Here is a 19,323-nt window from a genome sequence, read left to right on the forward strand (position 1 = left end):
CATGCCCGTCCGCGTCACCATCGCCCCCGGCGAGGACGTCGAGCTGCCGGACGGCGTCCCGCTCGACGACCTGCGCCCCCGCCTCGCCCGCCTGCTCCGGCGGCCCGAGCTCGACCACGCCCCCCTCACCGCGGACGGCGTCCCCCTGCACGACGACGCGCGCGCCGGGAGGCGCCCCCTGCTGCCGGGCGCCGTGGTCCGGGTGCGGTCCGCCCCCGCGGACCCGGACCTCGACGCGGTGCGCAGCCCCTGGTTCGTCGCGGTCGCGTCCGGCGCCACGGCCGGGGACCTCGTGCCGCTGCGCGCCGGCGTCGTCCTCTCCCCGGCGCCCGGCGTGCAGGTCCGCCTCGACCGTCGGGGGCGGCCCCGCGTCACGGCGCCCTGGTCGGGCCGCGCCCGGGTCCGCCGGGTGACCGCGACGGGTGGTGGGCACGTCCTGCGGGGGCGGGGGCACCGGTGGCCCGCCCCCACCCTGCTGGAGGTCGACGGCGTCCGGCACGCCCTGCACCGGTCCGGCGACGTGACGACGCTGCTCGTCCCGCCACCCGCCCCGGACCGGACGGCGCCGCTGCGCCCGGCGCAGCTCGTCGCGGGACTGGTGCCCGTCGTCGCGTCCGTGGCGCTCGCCGCCGCGTTCCGCCAGCCCCTGTACGCGCTGTTCTCGCTGGTCGCGCTGCTGACCGTGGGCCCCCAGCTCGTCGCGTACCTGCGGCACCGCCGCCGCCCCACGACACCCGCCCGCCCAACGGTCCCCGGCGCCGCGCCGGGCAGCACGACGGCGCGGGTCGCCGCCCTCTACCAGGCGTCGGACGGTGCCTGGCGGGAGGTCCTGGACGACCTGGGCCGGCGCGCCGGTGACACCACGACCGCGGCCGGTGCGCCACCGCCGGCCGGGCTGCCGGACGGGTCGGTGCTCGTCACCGGGCCCGCCGACCTCGCGCGGGCCGCCGCCCGGGCGCTCGTGCTCGACCTCGCCGCGGCCGGCGCCACCGTCGACGTCGCCGGGACGGGCCGCGGGTCCTGGGACTGGTGCCGCTGGCTCGCCCCGCAGACCACCACGGGAGCGCCCGCCGCGGTCCTCGTCGTCGACGACCCCGACGACGACGCGGCCGCCGCCGCCGACGCCGCGGTCCGCCGCGGGTCCGTCGTCGTGCTCCGCCTGGCCGAGGCAGCCACCCGGCCCGTGCCCTCGTGGTGCCGCGCCACGCTGCAGGTCACCACCGACGGCCGCACACGACGGACCGCCCCCGACGGCACCGACGAGACCGCCCCCCTCGCGGGGGTGTCCGCGGACCGCGCCGAGCGCACCGCCCGCCGGATCGCCGCCCTGCGCGCCCTCGGCCGCTCCACCGCCGACCTCGTGCCGTCCCCCGCCCCCGTGCTCGGCGGCCCCGCGACGCCCGCCCTCGACCCCGCCCGCGACGACCTGCCCGCTACGGCGCCGCTCGCCGGGCTGGTCGACCTCACCGACCCGGCCGCCGCCTGGACCCGCGCCGACGGGTGGTCCGTCCCCCTGGGCGTGGGCACCGACGGCTCGCCCGTCCGGTTCGACCTCGTCGCCGACGGTCCGCACCTGCTCGTCGCCGGGACCACGGGGGCCGGCAAGTCGGAGCTCCTGCAGTCGCTCGTCCTCGGGCTCGCCGCCGCCCGGTCCCCCGCCGACCTCGCCCTCGCGCTCGTCGACTTCAAGGGCGGCGCGTCGTTCGGCCGCTGCGCCGACCTCCCCCACGTGGTCGGGCAGGTCACGGACCTCGAGCCGGGCCTCGCCGGCCGGGCCCTCGCCGGGCTCCGCGCCGAGCTGCGCCGCCGCGAGCACGTGCTCGCCGACCACCGCGCCGCGTCGCTGGCCGACGCCCCGCCCGGCACCCTGCCCCGCCTCGTCGTCGTGGTCGACGAGTTCCGGGCCCTCGCCGACGACCTCCCCGAGTTCCTGCCCGGCCTCCTGCGCGTCGCCGCGCAGGGCCGGTCCCTCGGGGTGCACCTCGTCCTCGCCACCCAGCGACCCGCGGGGGCCGTGGGCGCCGACGTCCGCGCGAACGTGACCGCCCGCGTCGCGCTGCGGGTGGTCGACGCCGCGGACTCCCTCGACGTCGTCGAGGACGCCGCCGCGGCCCGCATCCCCGTGTCCGCCCCCGGCCGCGCGGTGCTGCGCGTCGGCGCCGGGACGCCGGTGGTGCTGCAGTGCGCCCACGCGGCCGCGCCCGCCACCGACGGACCGGCCGTGCGGCGCGCACCCGCCTGGCACCGGCGCACGCCCGCCGACCCGCCCGCGACACCGGGGCCCACCGGGCGCGGCGACGCCGCGGACGGCGATCCCGCGGGCGACGACGTCGTGGGCCGGGCCGTCGCCGCCCAGGTCGCCGCCGCCCGGGCGCTGGGCCTCCACCCCGGCCCGGCACCGTGGCTGCCCGCGCTGCCGGACCGCGCCACCGTCGCGGACCTCCCCGCCGCCGGGCCCGGCGACCTCGTCACCCCTGCCCGCGCGGGCACGGCCGCCGCCCCGACCGGCACCGCGGGCGGCCGGGGTCGGACGCTCCCGCTCGCCCTCGGCGACGACCCCGACCGCCAGCGGCGCACCGCCGTGGAGTGGGACCCGACGGACGGGCACCTGGCGGTCGTGGGCCGGGCCCGGTCCGGCCGCAGCACGACCCTGCGCGCGCTCGGGGCGGCGGCGCTCGCCCGGGGCTGGCACGTGCACGCCCTCGTCCCGGCGGCGGCCGCCGGCGCGTGGGACGACCTGCGCCGCCACCCCGGGTTCGGCACCCTCGCCGGCCCCGACGACCCCCGCCGTGCACGCCGGCTGCTCCGGCTCGTCGCCGACCGCGGCACGACGCCGCCCGACCCCGTGCTGGTGGTCGTCGACGGCGTGGAGGAGCTGCGGGCGGCGGTCTCCGCCCACGACCCGTGGGACCCCCTGGCGGCCGCGCTCGGGGCGGCGGGGACGGCGTTCGCCCTGTCGGCCGACGGCGCCACCGTCGGCGGCGTCGCGGCCCGCGTCGGTCCGCGCCTCGTCCTGCTGGGGACCGACCGGCACGCCGACGCCGTGCTCGGGGCGCCGTCCGACGTCGCGGGGACCGGCGGTCCCGCCGGGCGCGGCGTCCTGCTCGGTCCCGGCGCACCGGTGACGTGCCAGGTGCTGCTCCCGCCCGCGGTCCCCGCCGGGCCACGACCGCGGGTCGCGCCGGTGCGCGTGCTTCCCCTGCCCGACAGGGTGCACGCCGGGGACCTGGCCCGGCCCGGGGCCGGCGCGGCACGGGGTCGCGGTGGTGCCGGGGCGGCCGTCGAGGTCCTCGTCGGGGTCGGCGGTGACCACGCGACGCCGCTCGCCCTGGACGTCCGCGACGGGGCGCTGGTCGTCGGGCCGCGCGGGTCCGGCCGCACGACGACGCTGCGGACCGTCGCGGCGGCGCTCGCCGTCGACGGCCGGCTCCGCGGCGTCGTGGCGCGGGACCCGGCCCTGCGGGCGGCCGCCGGGCCGGCGCGGACGTTCGAGCCCACCGCGGCGGGCCTGCGGGCGCTGCTCGACGCGCTCGACGCGGACCCGTCCCGCGTGCGGGCCGGTGCGGCCCCGGGCGGGCCCGCAGCGGTGGTGGTCGTGGACGACCTCGACGTGCTGGTCCAGCTCTGCCCCGTCGAGGCCGAGCGACTCGCGGCGTTCCCCGGCGGCGCCGCCCTCGTCGCCGCGACGACCACCCAGGGCGCCCTCCTGGCGCACCGCGGCCCGGTCGCCGAGCTGCGCGGGCGCCGCACCGGCGTCGTGCTGGCCCCGGGCGAACGCGGCGCCGACGAGGTCCTGGGCGCCGCCCTGGGGGAGGTCGCCGACCCGGGACCGCCACGTCCCGGCCGGGGCGCGCTGGTCGTCGCCGGTCGTGCCGTGCCGTTGCAGGTGGCCGCGCGGACGGCGTCAGCCGGCGGTGTGCTCCACGACGCGACGCGACAGCAGGGCGACGACGACGAACGCGGCGAGCGCCACCGCGAGCACCCCGGCGAGCGCGGCCCACAGGGCACCGCTGGTGAGCAGGGCGAACCCGATGAGGATCTGGAACGCCTGCCAGCCGATGATGATCGGGCGGCCGCTGCGGCGGCCCTGCCACACGGCGCGGGCGGAGCCCACGAGGAACGCGGCGAGGGCGAGGAAGAACAGGACGACGAAGACGCTGACGCCGGTGTTGGACGACCCGCCGCCCACGAGCTCGACGAGCACGGCGCCGGCGAAGACGGCGAAGAACAGGGCCTCGACGACGACAGCGGCGACGACTCCCCCCACGAGGCGGGGTCGGGGCCCGCCGACGGCGGGGGTCTCGGGCTCGGCTGCGGCCATGGGCGTGAGGATACGTCGCCCCCCGAGATCTGTGCAGTGTGATGAAACCCTCAGGGTTCACACGGCAGAAATGTGACCGTAACCCCTTGTGCCTGGGTTCACGAGGTGTGACCCTGGTAGGCAGATCCCACCCCCGGAAACACCCGGGCCATCCGGACCTGGACACGGCGGACTCCCCCTTGAGAATCGACCTCTCACGGGCGCGCCCCCGTCCAGGTCGAAACCAGAGGAGATGACATGGACTGGCGCCACAAGGCGGCCTGCCTCGACGAGGACCCCGAGCTCTTCTTCCCCATCGGCAACACCGGCCCCGCCCTCATGCAGATCGAGGAGGCCAAGGCCGTGTGCCGCCGCTGCGACGTCGTCGACACCTGCCTCAAGTGGGCCATGGAGTCCGGCCAGGACGCCGGTGTCTGGGGTGGCATGAGCGAGGACGAGCGCCGCGCCCTCAAGCGCCGCACCGCCCGGGCCCGCCGCGCCGGCTGAGCACCCCGCACCCTTCGACGAACGCCCCCCGCGCACCGCGCGGGGGGCGTTCGTCGTCCCGCCTCAGCGGTGGGACTCGACGCGCAGGTCGAGCTCGAGGACGACCTCGGTGCCCCCGCCGTCCCGGGGCCGCCAGTCGATGCGGCCGCGCAGCTCGTTGGTCACCAGCGTCCGCACGATCTGGGAGCCGAGGCCGCTGCGCGCGCTCCGGCCGAGCTGCTCGATGCCGTTGCGCATGCCCTCGCCGTCGTCCGCCACGACGATCCGCAGCGACGGGCCGTCGCGGCTCACGTCGACCACGACCGTGCCGGACTCGCGGCCGGGGAACGCGTGCTCGACGGCGTTGGTCACGAGCTCGGTCAGCACGAGCGCGAGGGGCGTCGCGTCCTGGGCGGGCACCATGCCGAACGACCCGGACTGCTCGGTGCGCACCTTGGTGCGCGTGGACGCGACGTCGGCGGCCAGCCGCAGCGCCCGCTTGAGCATGTCGTCGAGCTCGACCTGCTCGTCGAGGGTCTGCGACAGCGACTCGTGGACGAGCGAGATCGTGGCGACGCGGCGCATCGCCTCCTCCAGCGCGGCCCGCGCCTCGGGCACCTCCATGCGGCGGGCCTGCAGCCGTAGCAGGGCGGCCACCGTCGCGAGGTTGTTCTTCACGCGGTGGTGGATCTCGCGGATCGTCGCGTCCTTGGTCATGAGCTCGCGCTCGCGTCGCCGCAGCTCGGACACGTCGCGGCACAGCAGCACGGCGCCGACGCGCTGCCCGTGGTCGGTCAGCGGCAGGGCCCGCAGCGACAGCGCCACCCGGCCGGCCTCGATGTCGGTGCGCCAGGGCGCGCGGCCCATGACCACCAGCGGCAGCGACTCGTCGACGGTGTCCTGCTGCTCGACGATGCCGGCGGTGACCTCGACGAGGGACTGTCCCACGAGCGGCCCGATGACGCCGAGCCGGTGGAAGCACGACAGGGCGTTGGGGCTGGCGTACAGGACCTCGCCCTCGGAGTTGAGGCGGATGAGCCCGTCGCCCACGCGGGGCGCGCCGCGCCGCGGCCCGGTGGCGGCGTTCGGCGACGGGTACTCGCCCCGGCCGACCATGGCGAGCAGGTCGTCGGCCGACTCGACGTAGTTGAGCTCGAGGCGGCTCGGCGTGCGGCCGGACCCGAGGTTGGTCTGTCGCGCGACGACGGCGACGGCCCGTCCGCGGTGCACGACGGGCACGGCCTCCTCGCGCACGGCGTAGGCGCCGAACCATCGCGGCTCGCGCGACCGCTGGGCGCGTGCCTCGGTCATCGCGGCGGCGAGCTGGCCGGTGTGGCCGTCTGGGGCGAAGGACCCGACGACGTCGTCGTAGTGGACGGTCGCCCCGGTGCTCGGGCGGCACTGCGCGCCGGCGACGAAGCGGCCGTCGCGCGTGGGCAGCCACAGCACGAGGTCGGCGAAGGCGAGGTCGGAGATGATCTGCCAGTCGCCCACCAGGAGGTGGAGCCACTCCACGTCCCCCTCGGCGAGGTCGGTGTGCTCGGCGATCAGGTCACTCATGGCTGACACGTCCCACAGCCTACGGCGGTGCGGCGGGGGTGCCGTCCCGGGACCTGCCGGTAGGGTGAACGCGTGCACCTGTCGGTCGAGCTGACGTACGCCGCGGACGTCACCACGGTGGCGGCCGTGCTCGCCGACGCGGAGTTCGTGCGGTGGCGCTCCCACGCCCCGGAGGTCGGGGCGGTGGGGCCCGTGGACGTGGCGGGCGATCCCGGCCAGGGCTTCACGGTGTCGCTGCGGCGCACCCTCCCGACGGACGTCATCCCGCCCCAGCTGCGGCCGCTCGTGGGCGACCGGGTGGAGGTGCGCCAGACGGAGGCGTGGGAGCCGCCGGTCGAGGGACGGCACGTCGGCACGATCGTCGTGGAGTTCACGGGTGCCCCCGTGCGGCTGACGGGCCGGCTCCTGCTGGAGGACGACGGGGCCGGCGGTTCGCGGCACCGGTACGACCTCGACGTGCGCTCGTCGGTCCCGCTGTTCGCGACGGCGGTCGAGGAGGCCGCGGCGTCCGCGGTGCGCGGGACGCTCGCCGCGGAGCAGCAGGCAGCGCGGGAGTGGCTGGCCCGACCGTGACCCGGGGCGCGCCGTCCGGCGTGTCGTCAGGTCACATGTTGGTCACGGAAGCGCTCCCACCAGGCCGCTGACCTGCGGAAACGCCTCAGAGGAACGTCACGTCATGGCATCGCTCCCACACAAGGCTTGACGCGAGCCCACGAACAGGGGAAACATCGTGGTCGGCCGTGGAAGCGCTACCACGTCGTCGCCGACACAGCGCTCCCAGCACGTCCGTCCTGTATCGACCCAGACAAGGGAGTCACCGTGCTCAGCAGCACCCGCCCCCGCCAGGCGCGCCGCGTCGCAGCGGCAACCGCCGGCATCGCGTCCCTCGCAATCGTCCTCACCGCCTGCTCGAGCGACGCCGAGCCGACCTCCGAGGGCTCCACCTCCGCCGACGAGGACATCACCCTCACCGTCGCCACGTTCAACAACTTCGGCTACACCGACGAGCTCCTCCAGCAGTACATGGACGAGAACCCGAACGTGACCGTCAAGCACGTCACCGCCGCCGAGTCGGCCGACGCGCGCACCAACCTCACCACCAAGCTCGCCGCCGGCGGCGAGGGCCTGGCCGACATCGAGGCCATCGAGGTCGACTGGCTGCCGGAGCTCATGCAGTACCCCGACCTGTTCACCGACCTCACCGACGCCGAGCTCGACGGCCGCTGGGTCGACTGGAAGGTCGCCCAGGCCACCACGCCCGACGGCAAGCTCATCGGCTACGGCACCGACATCGGCCCCGAGGCCATCTGCTACCGCTCCGACCTGCTCGAGGCCGCCGGCCTCCCGTCGGAGCGCGACGAGGTCGCCGAGTGGATCGGTGGCGACTCCGCCACCTGGGACTCCTACTTCGCCGCCGGCAAGGAGTACGTCGAGGCCACCGGCAACGCCTGGTACGACGGCGCCGTCGCCACCTTCCAGGGCATGATCAACCAGGTCGACGCCGCCTACGAGGACCCGTCCACCGGCGAGCCGAAGGACCTGGCCTCCAACACCGAGGTCAAGGACCTCTACGACCAGCTCATGACGGCCTCCGTCGACGACAAGCTGTCGGCCGGCCTCGAGCAGTGGGGCGACGACTGGGCCGCCGGCTTCCAGAACGACGCCTTCGCCACCATGCTCTGCCCGGCCTGGATGACCGGCCCGATCGAGCAGAACGCCGGCAACGTCGAGGGCTGGGACATCGCCGACGTCTTCCCCGGCGGCGGCGGCAACTGGGGCGGCTCGTTCCTCACCGTCCCCGCGTCCGGCGCCCACACCGACGCCGCGAAGCAGCTCGCCGCGTGGCTGACCTCCCCCGAGGTCCAGACGCAGGCCTTCACCGAGGCGGGCACCTTCCCGTCGCAGCTCGAGGCGCAGGGCTCCGAGGAGGTCCAGTCGTTCGTCAACGAGTTCATGAACGAGGCGCCGGCCGGCGCGATCTTCTCGGCCCGTGCCCAGGCGATCACCGGCAACCCGTTCAAGGGCCCGAACTACTTCGCGATCCACACCGAGGTCCAGAACGCCATCAACCGCGTCGACCTGACCGGTGACGACCCCGAGAAGTCGTGGGAGCAGGCCGTCGCCGAGGTGCCGAACGTCATCCAGTGACGCACCCCGGGGCCCGCTGAGGCGACCGCCGCAGCGGGCCCCACGCACCACCCCCGGGCCGGCCGCCCTCCCCCGGCGGCCGGCCCGGCACGCCCCCTCGTCAGCGGAGAGACGTACAGGAAGCAGTCATGGCACTTTTGTCCCCCAGCAAGCCGGCGCACGCGCGCAACGGCTCCGAACGCCCGCCGCGGCGCGTCGGGTTCTCCCAGCGGCTCGGCCGGCTGGACGTCAAGGTCTCGCCCTACCTCTACATCTCCCCGTTCTTCCTGGTCTTCGCGGTCGTCGGGCTCTTCCCCCTGATCTACACCGCCGTGGTGTCGGTCTACGACTGGAACCTGCTGGGCGGCCAGGGCGACTTCGTCGGCCTGCAGAACTACGTCGACGTGCTGAACCAGCCGCTGTTCTGGAAGTCGCTCGTCAACACGTTCTCGATCTTCCTGCTGTCGTCCGTGCCGCAGGTGATCCTGGCGATCGTCATCGCCGCGCTGCTCGACCAGAACCTGCGCGCCGCGACGTTCTGGCGCATGGGCGTCCTCATCCCGTTCGTCGTCGCACCGGTCGCGGTGTCGATGATCTTCGGCCGCCTCTTCGCCGACCAGTACGGCTTCATCAACGAGATCCTCGGCCTGGTGGGCATGGACCCCGTCGCCTGGCACGGCGACCGCCTCGCCAGCCACGTCGCCATCGCGACGATGGTCAACTACCGCTGGACCGGCTACAACGCCCTCATCTTCCTCGCCGCGATGCAGGCCGTGCCGCGCGAGCTCTACGAGGCGGCCGTCATCGACGGCGCCGGCCGCGTCCGCCAGTTCTTCTCGGTGACGGTCCCGCAGATCCGCGCCACCATCATCTTCGTCGTCATCACCTCCACCATCGGCGGTCTCCAGATCTTCGACGAGGTCCGGATGTTCGACGCGCAGGGCCTCGGCGGCCCCGACCGCGACTGGATGACCACCGTCGTCTACCTCTACGACGTCGCGTGGGGCAACCAGAAGGCGTTCGGCCGCGCCGCCGCGGTCGCCTGGCTGCTGTTCCTCATCATCATCGTCATCGGCATGATCAACTTCCTCGTCACGCAGCGGATCTCCACCTCGGGCGCCAAGGGCCCGAAGGTCAGCCGCCGGCAGACGCGGGAGCTGATCCGTCAGGCGCGCGCCGCGGGCGAGGTCCCGGCCGTCGCCCCGGCGTCGGGCTCCGCGGGCGGCCCCGCCCCGGGCACCGCGCCGAGCACCCGACGCACCGCACACCCGTCCGACGTCTCGGACCACAACCACGGGGAGGACGCCCGATGAGCTCCGTCGCCGTCACCGCGCAGACCGCCGGCAAGGGCGCCGCCCGGGCGGCCGCGCGCCGCCGCGCCCAGGGCAAGGCCTCCGGCAGCGCCACCCGCCGCGCCGGCTGGGTCGTCTACCTCCTGCTCGCGATCGCCCTGGTGGTCTCGGTCTTCCCGCTGTACTTCACGCTGCTGCTCGGGTCCTCCGACCCGGTCTCGATCGCCCAGAACGCGATCCCGCAGTGGTTGCCGGACGCCAGCATCTTCGGCCAGTTCCAGGAGGTCGTCACCAGCGACGCCATCAACTTCTGGAAGGCGCTCGGCAACTCCGTCCTCATCGGCGTGGTCTGCTCGGCCTCGGTGGTGCTGTTCTCGACGCTGGCCGGGTACTCGTTCGCCAAGCTGAGCTTCCGGGGCCGCGGCCCCCTGCTGGTGTTCGTCATCGCGACGATGGCCGTGCCGACCCAGCTCGGCATCATCCCGCTGTACATCCTCATGAGCGAGATCGGCTGGTACGGCAAGGTGCAGGCCGTCATCATCCCCGGCCTCGTCACGGCGTTCGGCGTGTTCTGGATGACGCAGTACCTGTCCGAGGCCCTGCCGTACGAGCTCATCGAGGCCGCCCGCGTCGACGGCGCCTCCATGATCCGCACCTTCTGGTCCGTCGCGCTGCCCGCCGCGCTGCCCGCCGCGTCGATGCTCGGGCTGTTCACGTTCGTGCAGCAGTGGACCAACTTCTTCTGGCCCTCGATCATCCTGACGAACGAGAACCCGACGCTCCCCCTCGTGGTGCGGTCGCTGCAGGCCAACTACTTCGTCGACTACTCGCTGGTCATGGGCGGCATCTTCCTGGTGACGCTCCCGCTGCTCGTGCTGTTCGCCTTCGTGGGACGACAGCTCGTGGCGGGCATCATGGCCGGCGCCGTGAAGGGCTGACCCACCGCACTCCCCCGGCGTCGCCCGGGCCGGCCGGCCCGGGCGACGTCTTGATCCTCCCAGGGATGGACGCCATGACGCAGAGCACCTCCAGCACGGGCGCACGCACGGCCGCGCCGGGCACAACGGTCCCGTTCGTGCCGTCGTCGCCGCTCGTCGGCGCGACACCCAACAGCACCGGCCGGGTCGAGTTCCCCCCGGGCTTCCTGTGGGGCGCGGCGACCGCCGCCTTCCAGATCGAGGGCGCCGCCACCGAGGACGGCCGCCAGGACTCGGTCTGGGACGTGTTCTGCCGCGTGCCCGGCGCCGTCGTGAACGGTGACGACGGGTCGGTCGCCTGCGACCACTACCACCGGTACCCGCAGGACGTCGCCCTCATGACGAGCCTGAACCTGGACGCCTACCGGTTCTCGACGTCGTGGGCCCGCGTGGTCCCGGACGGCCGCACCGTCAACCGGGCGGGCCTGGACTTCTACTCCCGGCTCGTCGACGAGCTGCTGGCGGCGGACGTCCTGCCGTGGCTGACGCTGTACCACTGGGACCTGCCGCAGGCGCTGGAGGAGCGGGGCGGCTGGCCGCGCCGCGACACCGCCCACCGGTTCGCGGACTACGCGGTCACGATGCACGAGGCCCTCGGTGACCGGGTCAAGGTGTGGACCACCCTCAACGAGCCGTGGTGCTCGGCGTTCCTCGGCTACACCGCGGGCGTGCACGCCCCGGGACGGACCTCGCCCGCCGACGGCCTCGCCGCCGCGCACCACCTGCTGCTCGGTCACGGGCTCGCGGTGAACGCGCTGCGCGAGCGGGACCCGGAGGCGACGCTCGGTCTGACGCTGAACTTCACGGTGTCCGACCCGGTGGACCCGACCGACCCGGCCGACGTCGACGCCGCGCGCCGCGACGACGGCATGTTCAACCGGATCTTCCTCGACCCGGTGTTCCGCGGCGCCTACCCGCCGGACGTCCTGGACGACACGGCCCACCTCGGCTTCGCGGAGGTCGTGCAGGACGGGGACCTGGAGATCATCTCCACGCCCCTGGACGTGCTGGGCGTCAACTACTACAACGGCGGCGCGGTGTCCGCGACGCCGCCCGCGCAGGCCCCGCAGGGCACCGCCGGACCCGACGGCGAGCGCGCCGTGCCGGCCGACGGCCCCGTGCGTGAGACCCGCTCCCCCAACCCGGTGCCGGACGGCATCCACCCGCACGGCCGCGGCCTGCCCACCACCGACATGGGCTGGGAGGTGCAGCCCGAGGGTCTGACCCGGCTGCTGCTGCGTCTGCAGGAGGACTACACGGGCCCGCGCGGCACCGCGCTCTACGTGACGGAGAACGGCGCGGCGTACCCCGACGTCGTGCAGGACGACGGCGGCGTGGACGACGCCGACCGGCTCGCGTTCGTCGACGCCCACCTGCGCGCCCTCAAGGACGCGATCGACGGCGGCGCCGACGTGCGGGGCTACTTCGCGTGGTCCCTCCTGGACAACTTCGAGTGGGCGCTCGGCTACTCCAAGCGGTTCGGGATCACCCGGGTGGACTACGCGACGCAGCAACGTACCGTGAAGGCCTCCGGCCGCTGGTACGCGCAGGTTGCCCGAGACAACGCAGTCCCGGCTCGCGACTGACAGAAGGCAGAATCAGACCGTGGTCACGAAGCACATCGCCCCGACGCTCGACGACGTCGCCCGCGCGGCCGGCGTCTCCCGCTCCACCGCGTCGCGGGCGATCAACGGCGGCGAACGCGTCTCGCCGGAGGCGCAGCAGGCGGTGGACGCCGCCATCGTGCGGCTCGGCTACGCGCCGAACCGGGCCGCCCGGTCGCTCGTGACCCGGCGGACCGACTCCATCGCGCTCGTCGTCCCGGAGCCGGACGCCCGCATCCTCACCGACCCGTTCCTCGCGGGCGTCGTCCGCGGCGTCAGCGAGGGCCTGGGCGGCACGGACCTGCAGCTCGTGCTGCTCCTGGCGCGGCCCGGGGAGCGTCCCGGCCACATCGCGCGCTACCTCAACAGCGGGCACGTGGACGGCGTCATCATCGCCTCGCACCACAAGGACGACCGGCTGGAGCCCGAGCTGCGGGCCGGGTCGCTGCCGGGCGTGTTCGTCGGCCGCCCGTTCGACAGCGCGGGACTGCACTACGTCGACGTGGACAACGCGGCGGGCGCCCGCGTGGCGACGCAGCGGCTGGTCGACCGCGGATGCCGCCACGTCGCGACCCTCACCGGACCCCAGGACATGACGGCCGCGCTCGACCGGCTCGACGGCTGGCGCCAGACCCTGACCCGTGCGGGGCTCCCCACGGACGCGGTCGCGCACGGCGACTTCACCGTGCAGGGCGGTGCCGCCGCGATGGCGCAGGTCCTGGCCGAGCACCCGGACGTCGACGGCGTGTTCGCGGCGTCCGACCTCATGGCCACCGGTGCGCTGCAGGTGCTGCGCGAGCAGGGTCGGCGCGTCCCCGAGGACGTCGCGGTGGTCGGGTTCGACGCGCTCGGCGCGGAGCTCACCACCCCGCGCCTGACGACCGTCCTGCAGCCCGTGGTGGAGATGGTCGCCGCGGCGACGTCGACGCTGCTCGACATGCTCGCGGGCGAGGTCGTCTACCCGGAGCCGCGGATCTTCGTGCCCCGCCTGGTCGAGGGCGACTCCGCCTGAGGGGTGCGCTCGGCGATCCAGCGGTCCACGACCTCCCACTGGTCGAACAGCCAGGCGGCGCGGCCGACGTCGTCGGCGGGCAGGGTGCCGGGGCGGTGGAGGCGTCCGCCGAGGGTGATGGTCTTGTCCATGGGGAGCTCGCGCCAGATGTCCCTGAGGGTGACGAGGCGTTCGAGACCGGTGTGCGCGACGACGAGGACGGCGGCACCGGGCACGCCGTCCAGCGCGGCGGAGAACCCGCCGGTGTGGGGTGCCATGACGTTGCCCATCGCCTCCGCCCGGCGGGCGAGGTCCTCCTGACCGGCGGCGCGCAGCGCGTCGATGCGGGCGGCGCGGCGCCGAGGGGTGACGTTGCCGCCCTCGGGGAAGAGGACGAGGGCGTCACCGGCGGTCAGGTCGCGGGCGATGCGGTGGACCGTCTCACGGGCGCCGGGACGTCCCGGGGGACGCCGTGCGGCGGGGGTGACGAACGCGGACGGCAGCCGGTGCAGGAGCACGTCGACGGCCGGGTCCCACTGGAGGGTGTCCTTGAGGACGACGGCGGGGGCGCGTCCGGCGAGGCCGAGGAGCCGGTCGACGAGGATGAACGAGTCCCCGGGTCCCGCGTGCCGGCTGACGACGACGAGCGGCGCGTCGACCAGGGCGCCGTCGGAGCGGTCGCCGTCGACGATCTCGACGTCGATGCGCAGGCGCAACGTCCAGCGCACCTGCCAGAAGAACACGGCGAGCATGCCGCGCGCGAGACGGACGTGGGCACGCCGGTACCAGGGGCGGCGGGCGGCGAGCCCGCACCCCGACGCGATCCACAGGCCGAGGAGGGCGAGGAGCGCGGCGGCGTCCCACACGACGTAGAACGCGGCCATCCACAGCGCGCGCAGGAGGCGCAGGCGTCCGGGCAGCACCCAGGTGAGGGCGGCGCCGACGACGAGGGCGAGCATGAGGGCGGTGGGCACCATGACCACGGCGAGGGCGACCACGAGGGGTGCCAGCAGGACACGGCGGACCCAGCGGGGTGGCGGGGCGATCACGCGTGCTCCGCGAGGTAGGTGCGGGCGGCGTCGTAGGACCGGCCGATTCGGTCGCGGGTGGCGTCGAGCCGCCGGAACGAGCCGATCTTCTCGTCGCCCGGCACGGGCCCGCCGGAGGGCAGGACGTGCACGGCGACGCCGAGCGGCACGTCCGCGAGCTCGCGGAAGAACCGGTGGCGCCGGGAGATCTCGAAGGCGACCTTCGCGACGTCGGACGGGGTGCGGGGCACGGTGAGGGGTTCCTCGACCCGCCCGACCTGCAGGACGTACACGGTGGTGGCGCCGCGCCGCACGGCCTCCCCGAGCGGGATGGAGTTGACGAGACCGCCGTCGAGGAAGTGCTCGCCGTCGATCTCGGCGGGCGGCAGCGCGCCGGGCACGGACGCCGACGCGACGATCGCGTCGACGAGGGGTCCGGTGTCGAACCAGTGCTCGGCGGCCCGCTCGATGCTGGCGGCGGCGACGACGAGCGGCACCTCGAGGTCGGCGAACGTGCGGTGGTCCCCGACGGTGCCCTCGACGAGGGCGCGCAGCTTGGCAGGGTCGAACACGTGGGTGCGGGACCGGGCGAGGTGCCCGATCTGGCGGTACCAGGGTTCGCCGTAGACGCTCGCGGCGACGGGAGACGCCCAGGCCTCGACGAGCCGGTCGACGACGGCGGGCGTGGGATCGGCGGCGAGCGCGGCCCCGTTGATCGCGCCGATGGAGGTGCCGACGACGAGTTCGGGCCGGACCCCCTGCTCCAGCAGCGCCTGGATCATCCCGACGTGGACGGCGCCGCGCACCCCGCCGCCTCCGAGCACGAACGCTGTGGTCACGCACCCGATGCTCTCACGGTGCTCCGCGCGGCGCGGGGCGTCCGCGCCGGACGGTGCCGACGGCCGTCGTCGCGGCCCTTGACCGGACGTGAGGTACTGGGGGCAGGACGTCGACAGCACGAAGGGCAGCACCGATGAGCATCACCGAGTTCCTGGAACGCCGGCTCGACGAGGACGAGAAGGTCGCCGGCGCGGCTGACCTCGTCTCCTCGGGGCTGGAGACGCCACCGTTCTCGTCGCGGTACGACGAGCTGACGGACCACATCCTGCGCTGGCGGCCGTCGCGGGTCCTGGCGGAGATCCGGGCCCGCCGGCACATGCTCGAGCTCGCCTACGAGGCGACGGGGCTGGACATGGACCGGGACCTCGACCGGGCGCTGGGGTCGCGGGAGCGCAGCGGGGTGGCGTACGTCGGCGACCGCATGCTGCGTTCGCTGGCCATGCCCTACGCCGACCACCCCGACTACGACGAGGCGTGGCGGCTGTAGCCGACGGCGCCGGACCGCCGGTCGCGAGGTCGTCCCTCCGGTCGCGGGTCGGTACCCCGACCTGCGACCGGAGGGACGTCCTCGCCGGGGGTCAGGCGCGCCGGTGGCCGTAGCGGTGCCGGGTGCGGCTGACGGCCTGCTCCCGCAGGAACGTGAGCAGCTCGCGACGCCCCGCGGCGACGACCGGGTGGTCGAGGACGGCGACCTCGCCGAGCCGGCCGACGGCGGCGGCGCGCAGGCCGGGGGCGGTGCCGACGACACGGATCCGCCCCGTGACCTCGCCGGCCTCGACGGCGGCGGCGAACGCCTCGTGGGTCATGGCCGGCTCGTGGGGCACGCCCCAGCCGGCGTCGGAGTCGGGGACGACGACGGCGCGCACCCCGGCCCGGTCGGCGGCGGCGAGCACGCGGCGCACCTCGACGGGCAGGGCGCCGTCGCCGACGCGCACGGTGACGTGCTCGACGGGCCGGTAGCGGAACGTGTTCTCCTCGACGTCGAGGCCGGACTCGTCGTGGCCGCGGGCGAACTCACGGGTCCAGGCGTCGTCGTCGGAGGTCCGCGCCCAGGCGAGCCAGCCCTCGGGGTCGCCGGCCCGGTCCGGGACGTCGCCGGCGTCGGACCACGCGCCGAGCTGGGCGACGTAGTTGGGGCCGCCCGCCTTGGCGCCGGGTCCGACGGCGGAGGCCTTCCAGCCGCCGAACGACTGTCGCTGCACGATCGCTCCCGTGATCTGTCGGTTGACGTAGGCGTTGCCGACCTCGACGGTGTCGAGCCAGGTCGCGACCTCGTCGGCGTCGAGGGAGTGGATGCCGCCGGTGAGCCCGAACGACACCTGGTTGGCGAGCGCGACGGCCTGCTCCAGGGTGTCGGCGCGCATGATGCCGAGGACGGGCCCGAACACCTCGGTGAGGTGGAAGAACGAGCCGGGCGCGACGCCGTCGCGCAGCCCGGGGGTCCACAGGCGGTCGGGGTCGAGGCCCGCGGCGGCGGCGACGTCGTCGAGGCGACGCGGCTCGACGAGCCACGTCTCCCCCGGCTCCAGCGTGGTGAGCGCGCGGTGCAGCTTGCCGGCGGCCGGCTCGGTGAGGGGACCCATCACGGTCGACAGCGACGTGGCCGGCCCGACGGCGAGCGAGCGCACCGAGTCGACGAGCTGGCGGCGGAACCGTTCGCCGGTCGTGGTGGTGGGGTCGCCGACGGGGCCGACGAGGATGACGAGGGACGCCGCGGAGCACTTCTGCCCGGCGTGCCCGAACGCGCTCCTGACGAGGTCGGCGACGGCGAGGTCGAGGTCGGCCGACGGGGTGACGATCAGCGCGTTCTTGCCGGAGGTCTCGGCGAGGACGGGTCGTCCGGGCCGCCAGCGGGCGAACATCTCGGCGGTCTCGATCGAGCCGGTGAGCACGACGCGGGCGACGTCCGGGTGGGTGACGAGGTGGCGGCCGAGGTCGCCGTCGGGGACGCGCACGTACTGGACGACGTCGTGGGCCACGTCGGCGGCCAGCCCGAGGGAGTCCGCGGCGGCGTCGAGGGCGTCCTGGACGGCGCCGACGGCGAGCTCGAAGCAGCGCGGCGTGGGCGGTGCGGGCTTGGCGAGCACGGTGGACCCGGCCGCGAGCGCCGCGAGGACGCCGCCGACGGGGATGGCGACCGGGAAGTTCCACGGCGGGGTGACCAGTGTGACGCCGTCGGGGTGGAACGTCGCGCCGTCGACGGTGTCGAGGGCCTCGGCGGCGGCGGCGTAGTAGTGCGCGAAGTCGACGGCCTCGGTGATCTCGGGGTCGGCCTCGGCGACGGTCTTGCCGGCCTCGTGGACGGCGGCGGCGACGAGCTCGCCGCGGCGGGCCTCCAGGCGGCGGGCGGCGTCGCGCAGGACGCGGGCGCGGTCGGCGGGGGCGACGGCGGCCCAGGCGGCCCCGACCTCGACGGCGCGGGCCACCGCGGTGTCGATCGTGGCGACGTCGGTCACCTCGGGGGCCTGCACGGGCACGAAGCCGCTGTCCGGGCCGACGATCCGGGCGGCCCAGGCGCGGTGCTCGGCGACGGCGGGGTCGGTGTCGGCGGCGTTGCGGAACCCGACGGGGGCGCCGGGTCGGTCGGACGCCGCGGCGGGCTCCTGCGGCGTCCCGGGCGTGCCGTCGGCGGCGAACCGGGAGCGGCGCCGGGGCGCGACGTCCTGCGGGTCGTAGTCGACGCCGTGGGTGACGGACGCGCGGAACGCGACCTCCTGGCGGTCCATCGCGGTGCCGGACACACCCGGCACCTCCACCGGCGGCGCGAACGAGGCGTGCAGGAAGTTCTGCACGGCGGCGTTCTCCTCGAGGCGACGCACGAGGTAGGAGATGGCGACGTCGAAGTCCTCGTCGCGCACGACGGGGGTGTAGAGCACGACGCGGCCGCCGTCCTTGGACACCTCGCCCTTGACGAGGCGCGCCTCGAGGGGGGCCATGCCCTGGAGCATCTCGACGTCGAGGCCCTCGCTGACGCCGCGGGCCCGGCCCAGCAGCACGGCGAGCGCGACGTGGAACAGGTTGTGGGAGGCGACGCCGACGCGCACGGCGGCGGTGCGCTCGGGGGTGAGGTGGTGGTCGAGGAGACGCACGTAGTTGGCGTCCACCTCGGGCTTCGTCCCGTAGGGCGCGAGCGCCCAGTCGTGCAGCTCGGCCTCGACGTGCTCCATGGCGAGGTTCGCGCCCTTGACGAGCCGGACCTTGACGCGGGCCCCGCCGGCCGCGACGCGCTGCTGCGCCCACGCGGTGAGCTCGTCGAGCGCGCCGAGGGCGTCCGGCAGGTAGGCCTGCAGGACGATGCCGGCCTCGAGGCCGCGCAGCTCGTCGCGGTCGAGGACGTCGCGGAACACGGCCGTGGTGAGGGCGAGGTCGCGGTACTCCTCCATGTCGAGGTTGAGGAACACGCCGTGGTCCCGGGCCGCGCGGTACAGCGGCAGCAGGCGCTCCACGACGCGCTCGCGCGAGCCGTCGAGGTCCCACGTGACGAGCTGGGCGGCGACGGACGACACCTTGACGGACACGTAGTCGACGTCGGGTCGGCGGACGAGCTCGAGCGTGCGCCGCAGGCGGGCGTCGGCCTCGTCGGCGCCGAGGACGGCCTCGCCGAGCAGGTTGACGTTGAGGGTGTAGCCCTCGGCGCGGGTCCGCGCGAGGTGCTTGCCGAGACCCGACCCGGCGTCGGCGACGAGGTGCCCGACGAGCTGGCGCAGGCGCACGCGCGCGGCGGGCACGACGACGGACGGCAGCGTGGGGGCGACGGCCGCGCCGACCTTGAACAGGGCGCGGTCGACGGGCGACAGGAACGACGCCGCACCGGCGTCGCGGCCGAGCCGGGCCAGCGCCTTCGCGGCCACGCGGACGTCCTGGGGGCGGGCGACGTCGTCGACGAACCCGACGGCGAGCTCCAGGCCGGCGGGGTCCGCGACGAGCGCGCCGAGGCGCTCCGCGGTGGCACGGGTGCGCCGGTCGGCGCGGGTCGTGGTGGCGCCGGCCTCGTGGGCGGCGGCGATCCAGGAGTGGGCGAGGGCGACGGCGTCCTCGACCAGGGCGGCGGTCTCCGCGGCGCCCGGGGTGCTGGTGCTCCGCGCAGGGACAGAAGTGCTCATGGCACCACTGTGCCC

13 protein-coding genes are annotated in these 19,323 nt (G+C 75.3%); 9 read left to right on the forward strand and 4 right to left on the reverse strand.

Features of this window, described 5'->3' with window-relative positions:
• The first annotated feature begins 1 nt into the window (after nucleotide 1).
• The gene (locus tag ATJ88_RS14040) at nucleotides 2-4,363 is read left to right on the forward strand and encodes an FtsK/SpoIIIE domain-containing protein (protein WP_098464360.1); all 4,362 of its coding nucleotides are present in this window, start codon (nucleotides 2-4) and stop codon (nucleotides 4,361-4,363) included.
• A gap of 195 nt (nucleotides 4,364-4,558) precedes the next feature.
• Nucleotides 4,559-4,807, forward strand: coding sequence for a WhiB family transcriptional regulator (locus ATJ88_RS14045; RefSeq protein ID WP_068204216.1), 249 nt, complete (start codon nucleotides 4,559-4,561; stop codon nucleotides 4,805-4,807).
• A gap of 63 nt (nucleotides 4,808-4,870) precedes the next feature.
• Here ATJ88_RS14045 and ATJ88_RS14050 read toward each other — a convergent pair whose 3' ends face one another.
• Nucleotides 4,871-6,346 carry a sensor histidine kinase gene (locus tag ATJ88_RS14050; protein ID WP_098464361.1) on the reverse strand — a complete coding sequence of 492 codons (1,476 nt, stop codon included), beginning with the start codon at nucleotides 6,344-6,346 and terminating at the stop codon, nucleotides 4,871-4,873.
• A 72-nt stretch (nucleotides 6,347-6,418) separates the two neighbouring features.
• Between ATJ88_RS14050 and ATJ88_RS14055 the strand changes: the two genes are divergently transcribed.
• The 6 genes from ATJ88_RS14055 (at nucleotide 6,419) to ATJ88_RS14080 (ending at nucleotide 13,358) form a co-directional block, all read left to right on the forward strand.
• Complete coding sequence (locus tag ATJ88_RS14055) at nucleotides 6,419-6,919, forward strand: DUF2505 domain-containing protein (RefSeq protein WP_098464362.1); 501 nt, start codon at nucleotides 6,419-6,421, stop codon at nucleotides 6,917-6,919.
• A 246-nt stretch (nucleotides 6,920-7,165) separates the two neighbouring features.
• The gene (locus tag ATJ88_RS14060) at nucleotides 7,166-8,494 is read left to right on the forward strand and encodes an ABC transporter substrate-binding protein (protein ID WP_098464363.1); all 1,329 of its coding nucleotides are present in this window, start codon (nucleotides 7,166-7,168) and stop codon (nucleotides 8,492-8,494) included.
• A 128-nt stretch (nucleotides 8,495-8,622) separates the two neighbouring features.
• Nucleotides 8,623-9,786, forward strand: coding sequence for a carbohydrate ABC transporter permease (locus tag ATJ88_RS14065; RefSeq protein ID WP_098464364.1), 1,164 nt, complete (start codon nucleotides 8,623-8,625; stop codon nucleotides 9,784-9,786).
• Nucleotides 9,783-10,703, forward strand: coding sequence for a carbohydrate ABC transporter permease (locus tag ATJ88_RS14070; RefSeq protein ID WP_098464365.1), 921 nt, complete (start codon nucleotides 9,783-9,785; stop codon nucleotides 10,701-10,703). Before ATJ88_RS14065 ends, ATJ88_RS14070 begins: the two co-directional genes overlap by 4 nt.
• Before the next feature lie 74 nt (nucleotides 10,704-10,777).
• The gene (locus ATJ88_RS14075; RefSeq protein ID WP_098465367.1) at nucleotides 10,778-12,328 is read left to right on the forward strand and encodes a glycoside hydrolase family 1 protein; all 1,551 of its coding nucleotides are present in this window, start codon (nucleotides 10,778-10,780) and stop codon (nucleotides 12,326-12,328) included.
• Nucleotides 12,329-12,347: 19 nt separating this feature from the next.
• On the forward strand, nucleotides 12,348-13,358 hold the full coding sequence (locus ATJ88_RS14080; RefSeq protein WP_098464366.1) for a LacI family DNA-binding transcriptional regulator: 1,011 nt from the start codon (nucleotides 12,348-12,350) through the stop codon (nucleotides 13,356-13,358).
• On the opposite strand, the gene ATJ88_RS14085 is transcribed toward ATJ88_RS14080, so the two are convergent.
• The gene (locus tag ATJ88_RS14085) at nucleotides 13,304-14,386 is read right to left on the reverse strand and encodes a 1-acyl-sn-glycerol-3-phosphate acyltransferase (protein WP_245852445.1); all 1,083 of its coding nucleotides are present in this window, start codon (nucleotides 14,384-14,386) and stop codon (nucleotides 13,304-13,306) included. The two genes, ATJ88_RS14080 and ATJ88_RS14085, sit on opposite strands and share 55 nt — an antisense overlap.
• Complete coding sequence (locus ATJ88_RS14090) at nucleotides 14,383-15,204, reverse strand: patatin-like phospholipase family protein (RefSeq protein WP_098465369.1); 822 nt, start codon at nucleotides 15,202-15,204, stop codon at nucleotides 14,383-14,385. The genes ATJ88_RS14085 and ATJ88_RS14090 overlap by 4 nt, the downstream gene beginning before the upstream one ends.
• 134 nt (nucleotides 15,205-15,338) lie before the next feature.
• Here ATJ88_RS14090 and ATJ88_RS14095 point away from each other — a divergent pair, with 134 nt between their 5' ends.
• Entirely contained in the window at nucleotides 15,339-15,692 is a 354-nt protein-coding gene (locus tag ATJ88_RS14095; protein ID WP_098464367.1) for a DUF6221 family protein, read from the forward strand.
• A gap of 91 nt (nucleotides 15,693-15,783) precedes the next feature.
• On the opposite strand, the gene ATJ88_RS14100 is transcribed toward ATJ88_RS14095, so the two are convergent.
• A complete protein-coding gene (locus ATJ88_RS14100) occupies nucleotides 15,784-19,308 on the reverse strand; it encodes a proline dehydrogenase family protein (protein WP_098464368.1) in 3,525 nt (1,174 codons plus the stop codon).
• Nucleotides 19,309-19,323: the final 15 nt, after the last annotated feature.

The sequence above is a fragment of the Isoptericola jiangsuensis genome (assembly GCF_002563715.1).
In the GTDB taxonomy this organism is placed as follows: Bacteria; Actinomycetota; Actinomycetes; order Actinomycetales; family Cellulomonadaceae; genus Isoptericola; species Isoptericola jiangsuensis.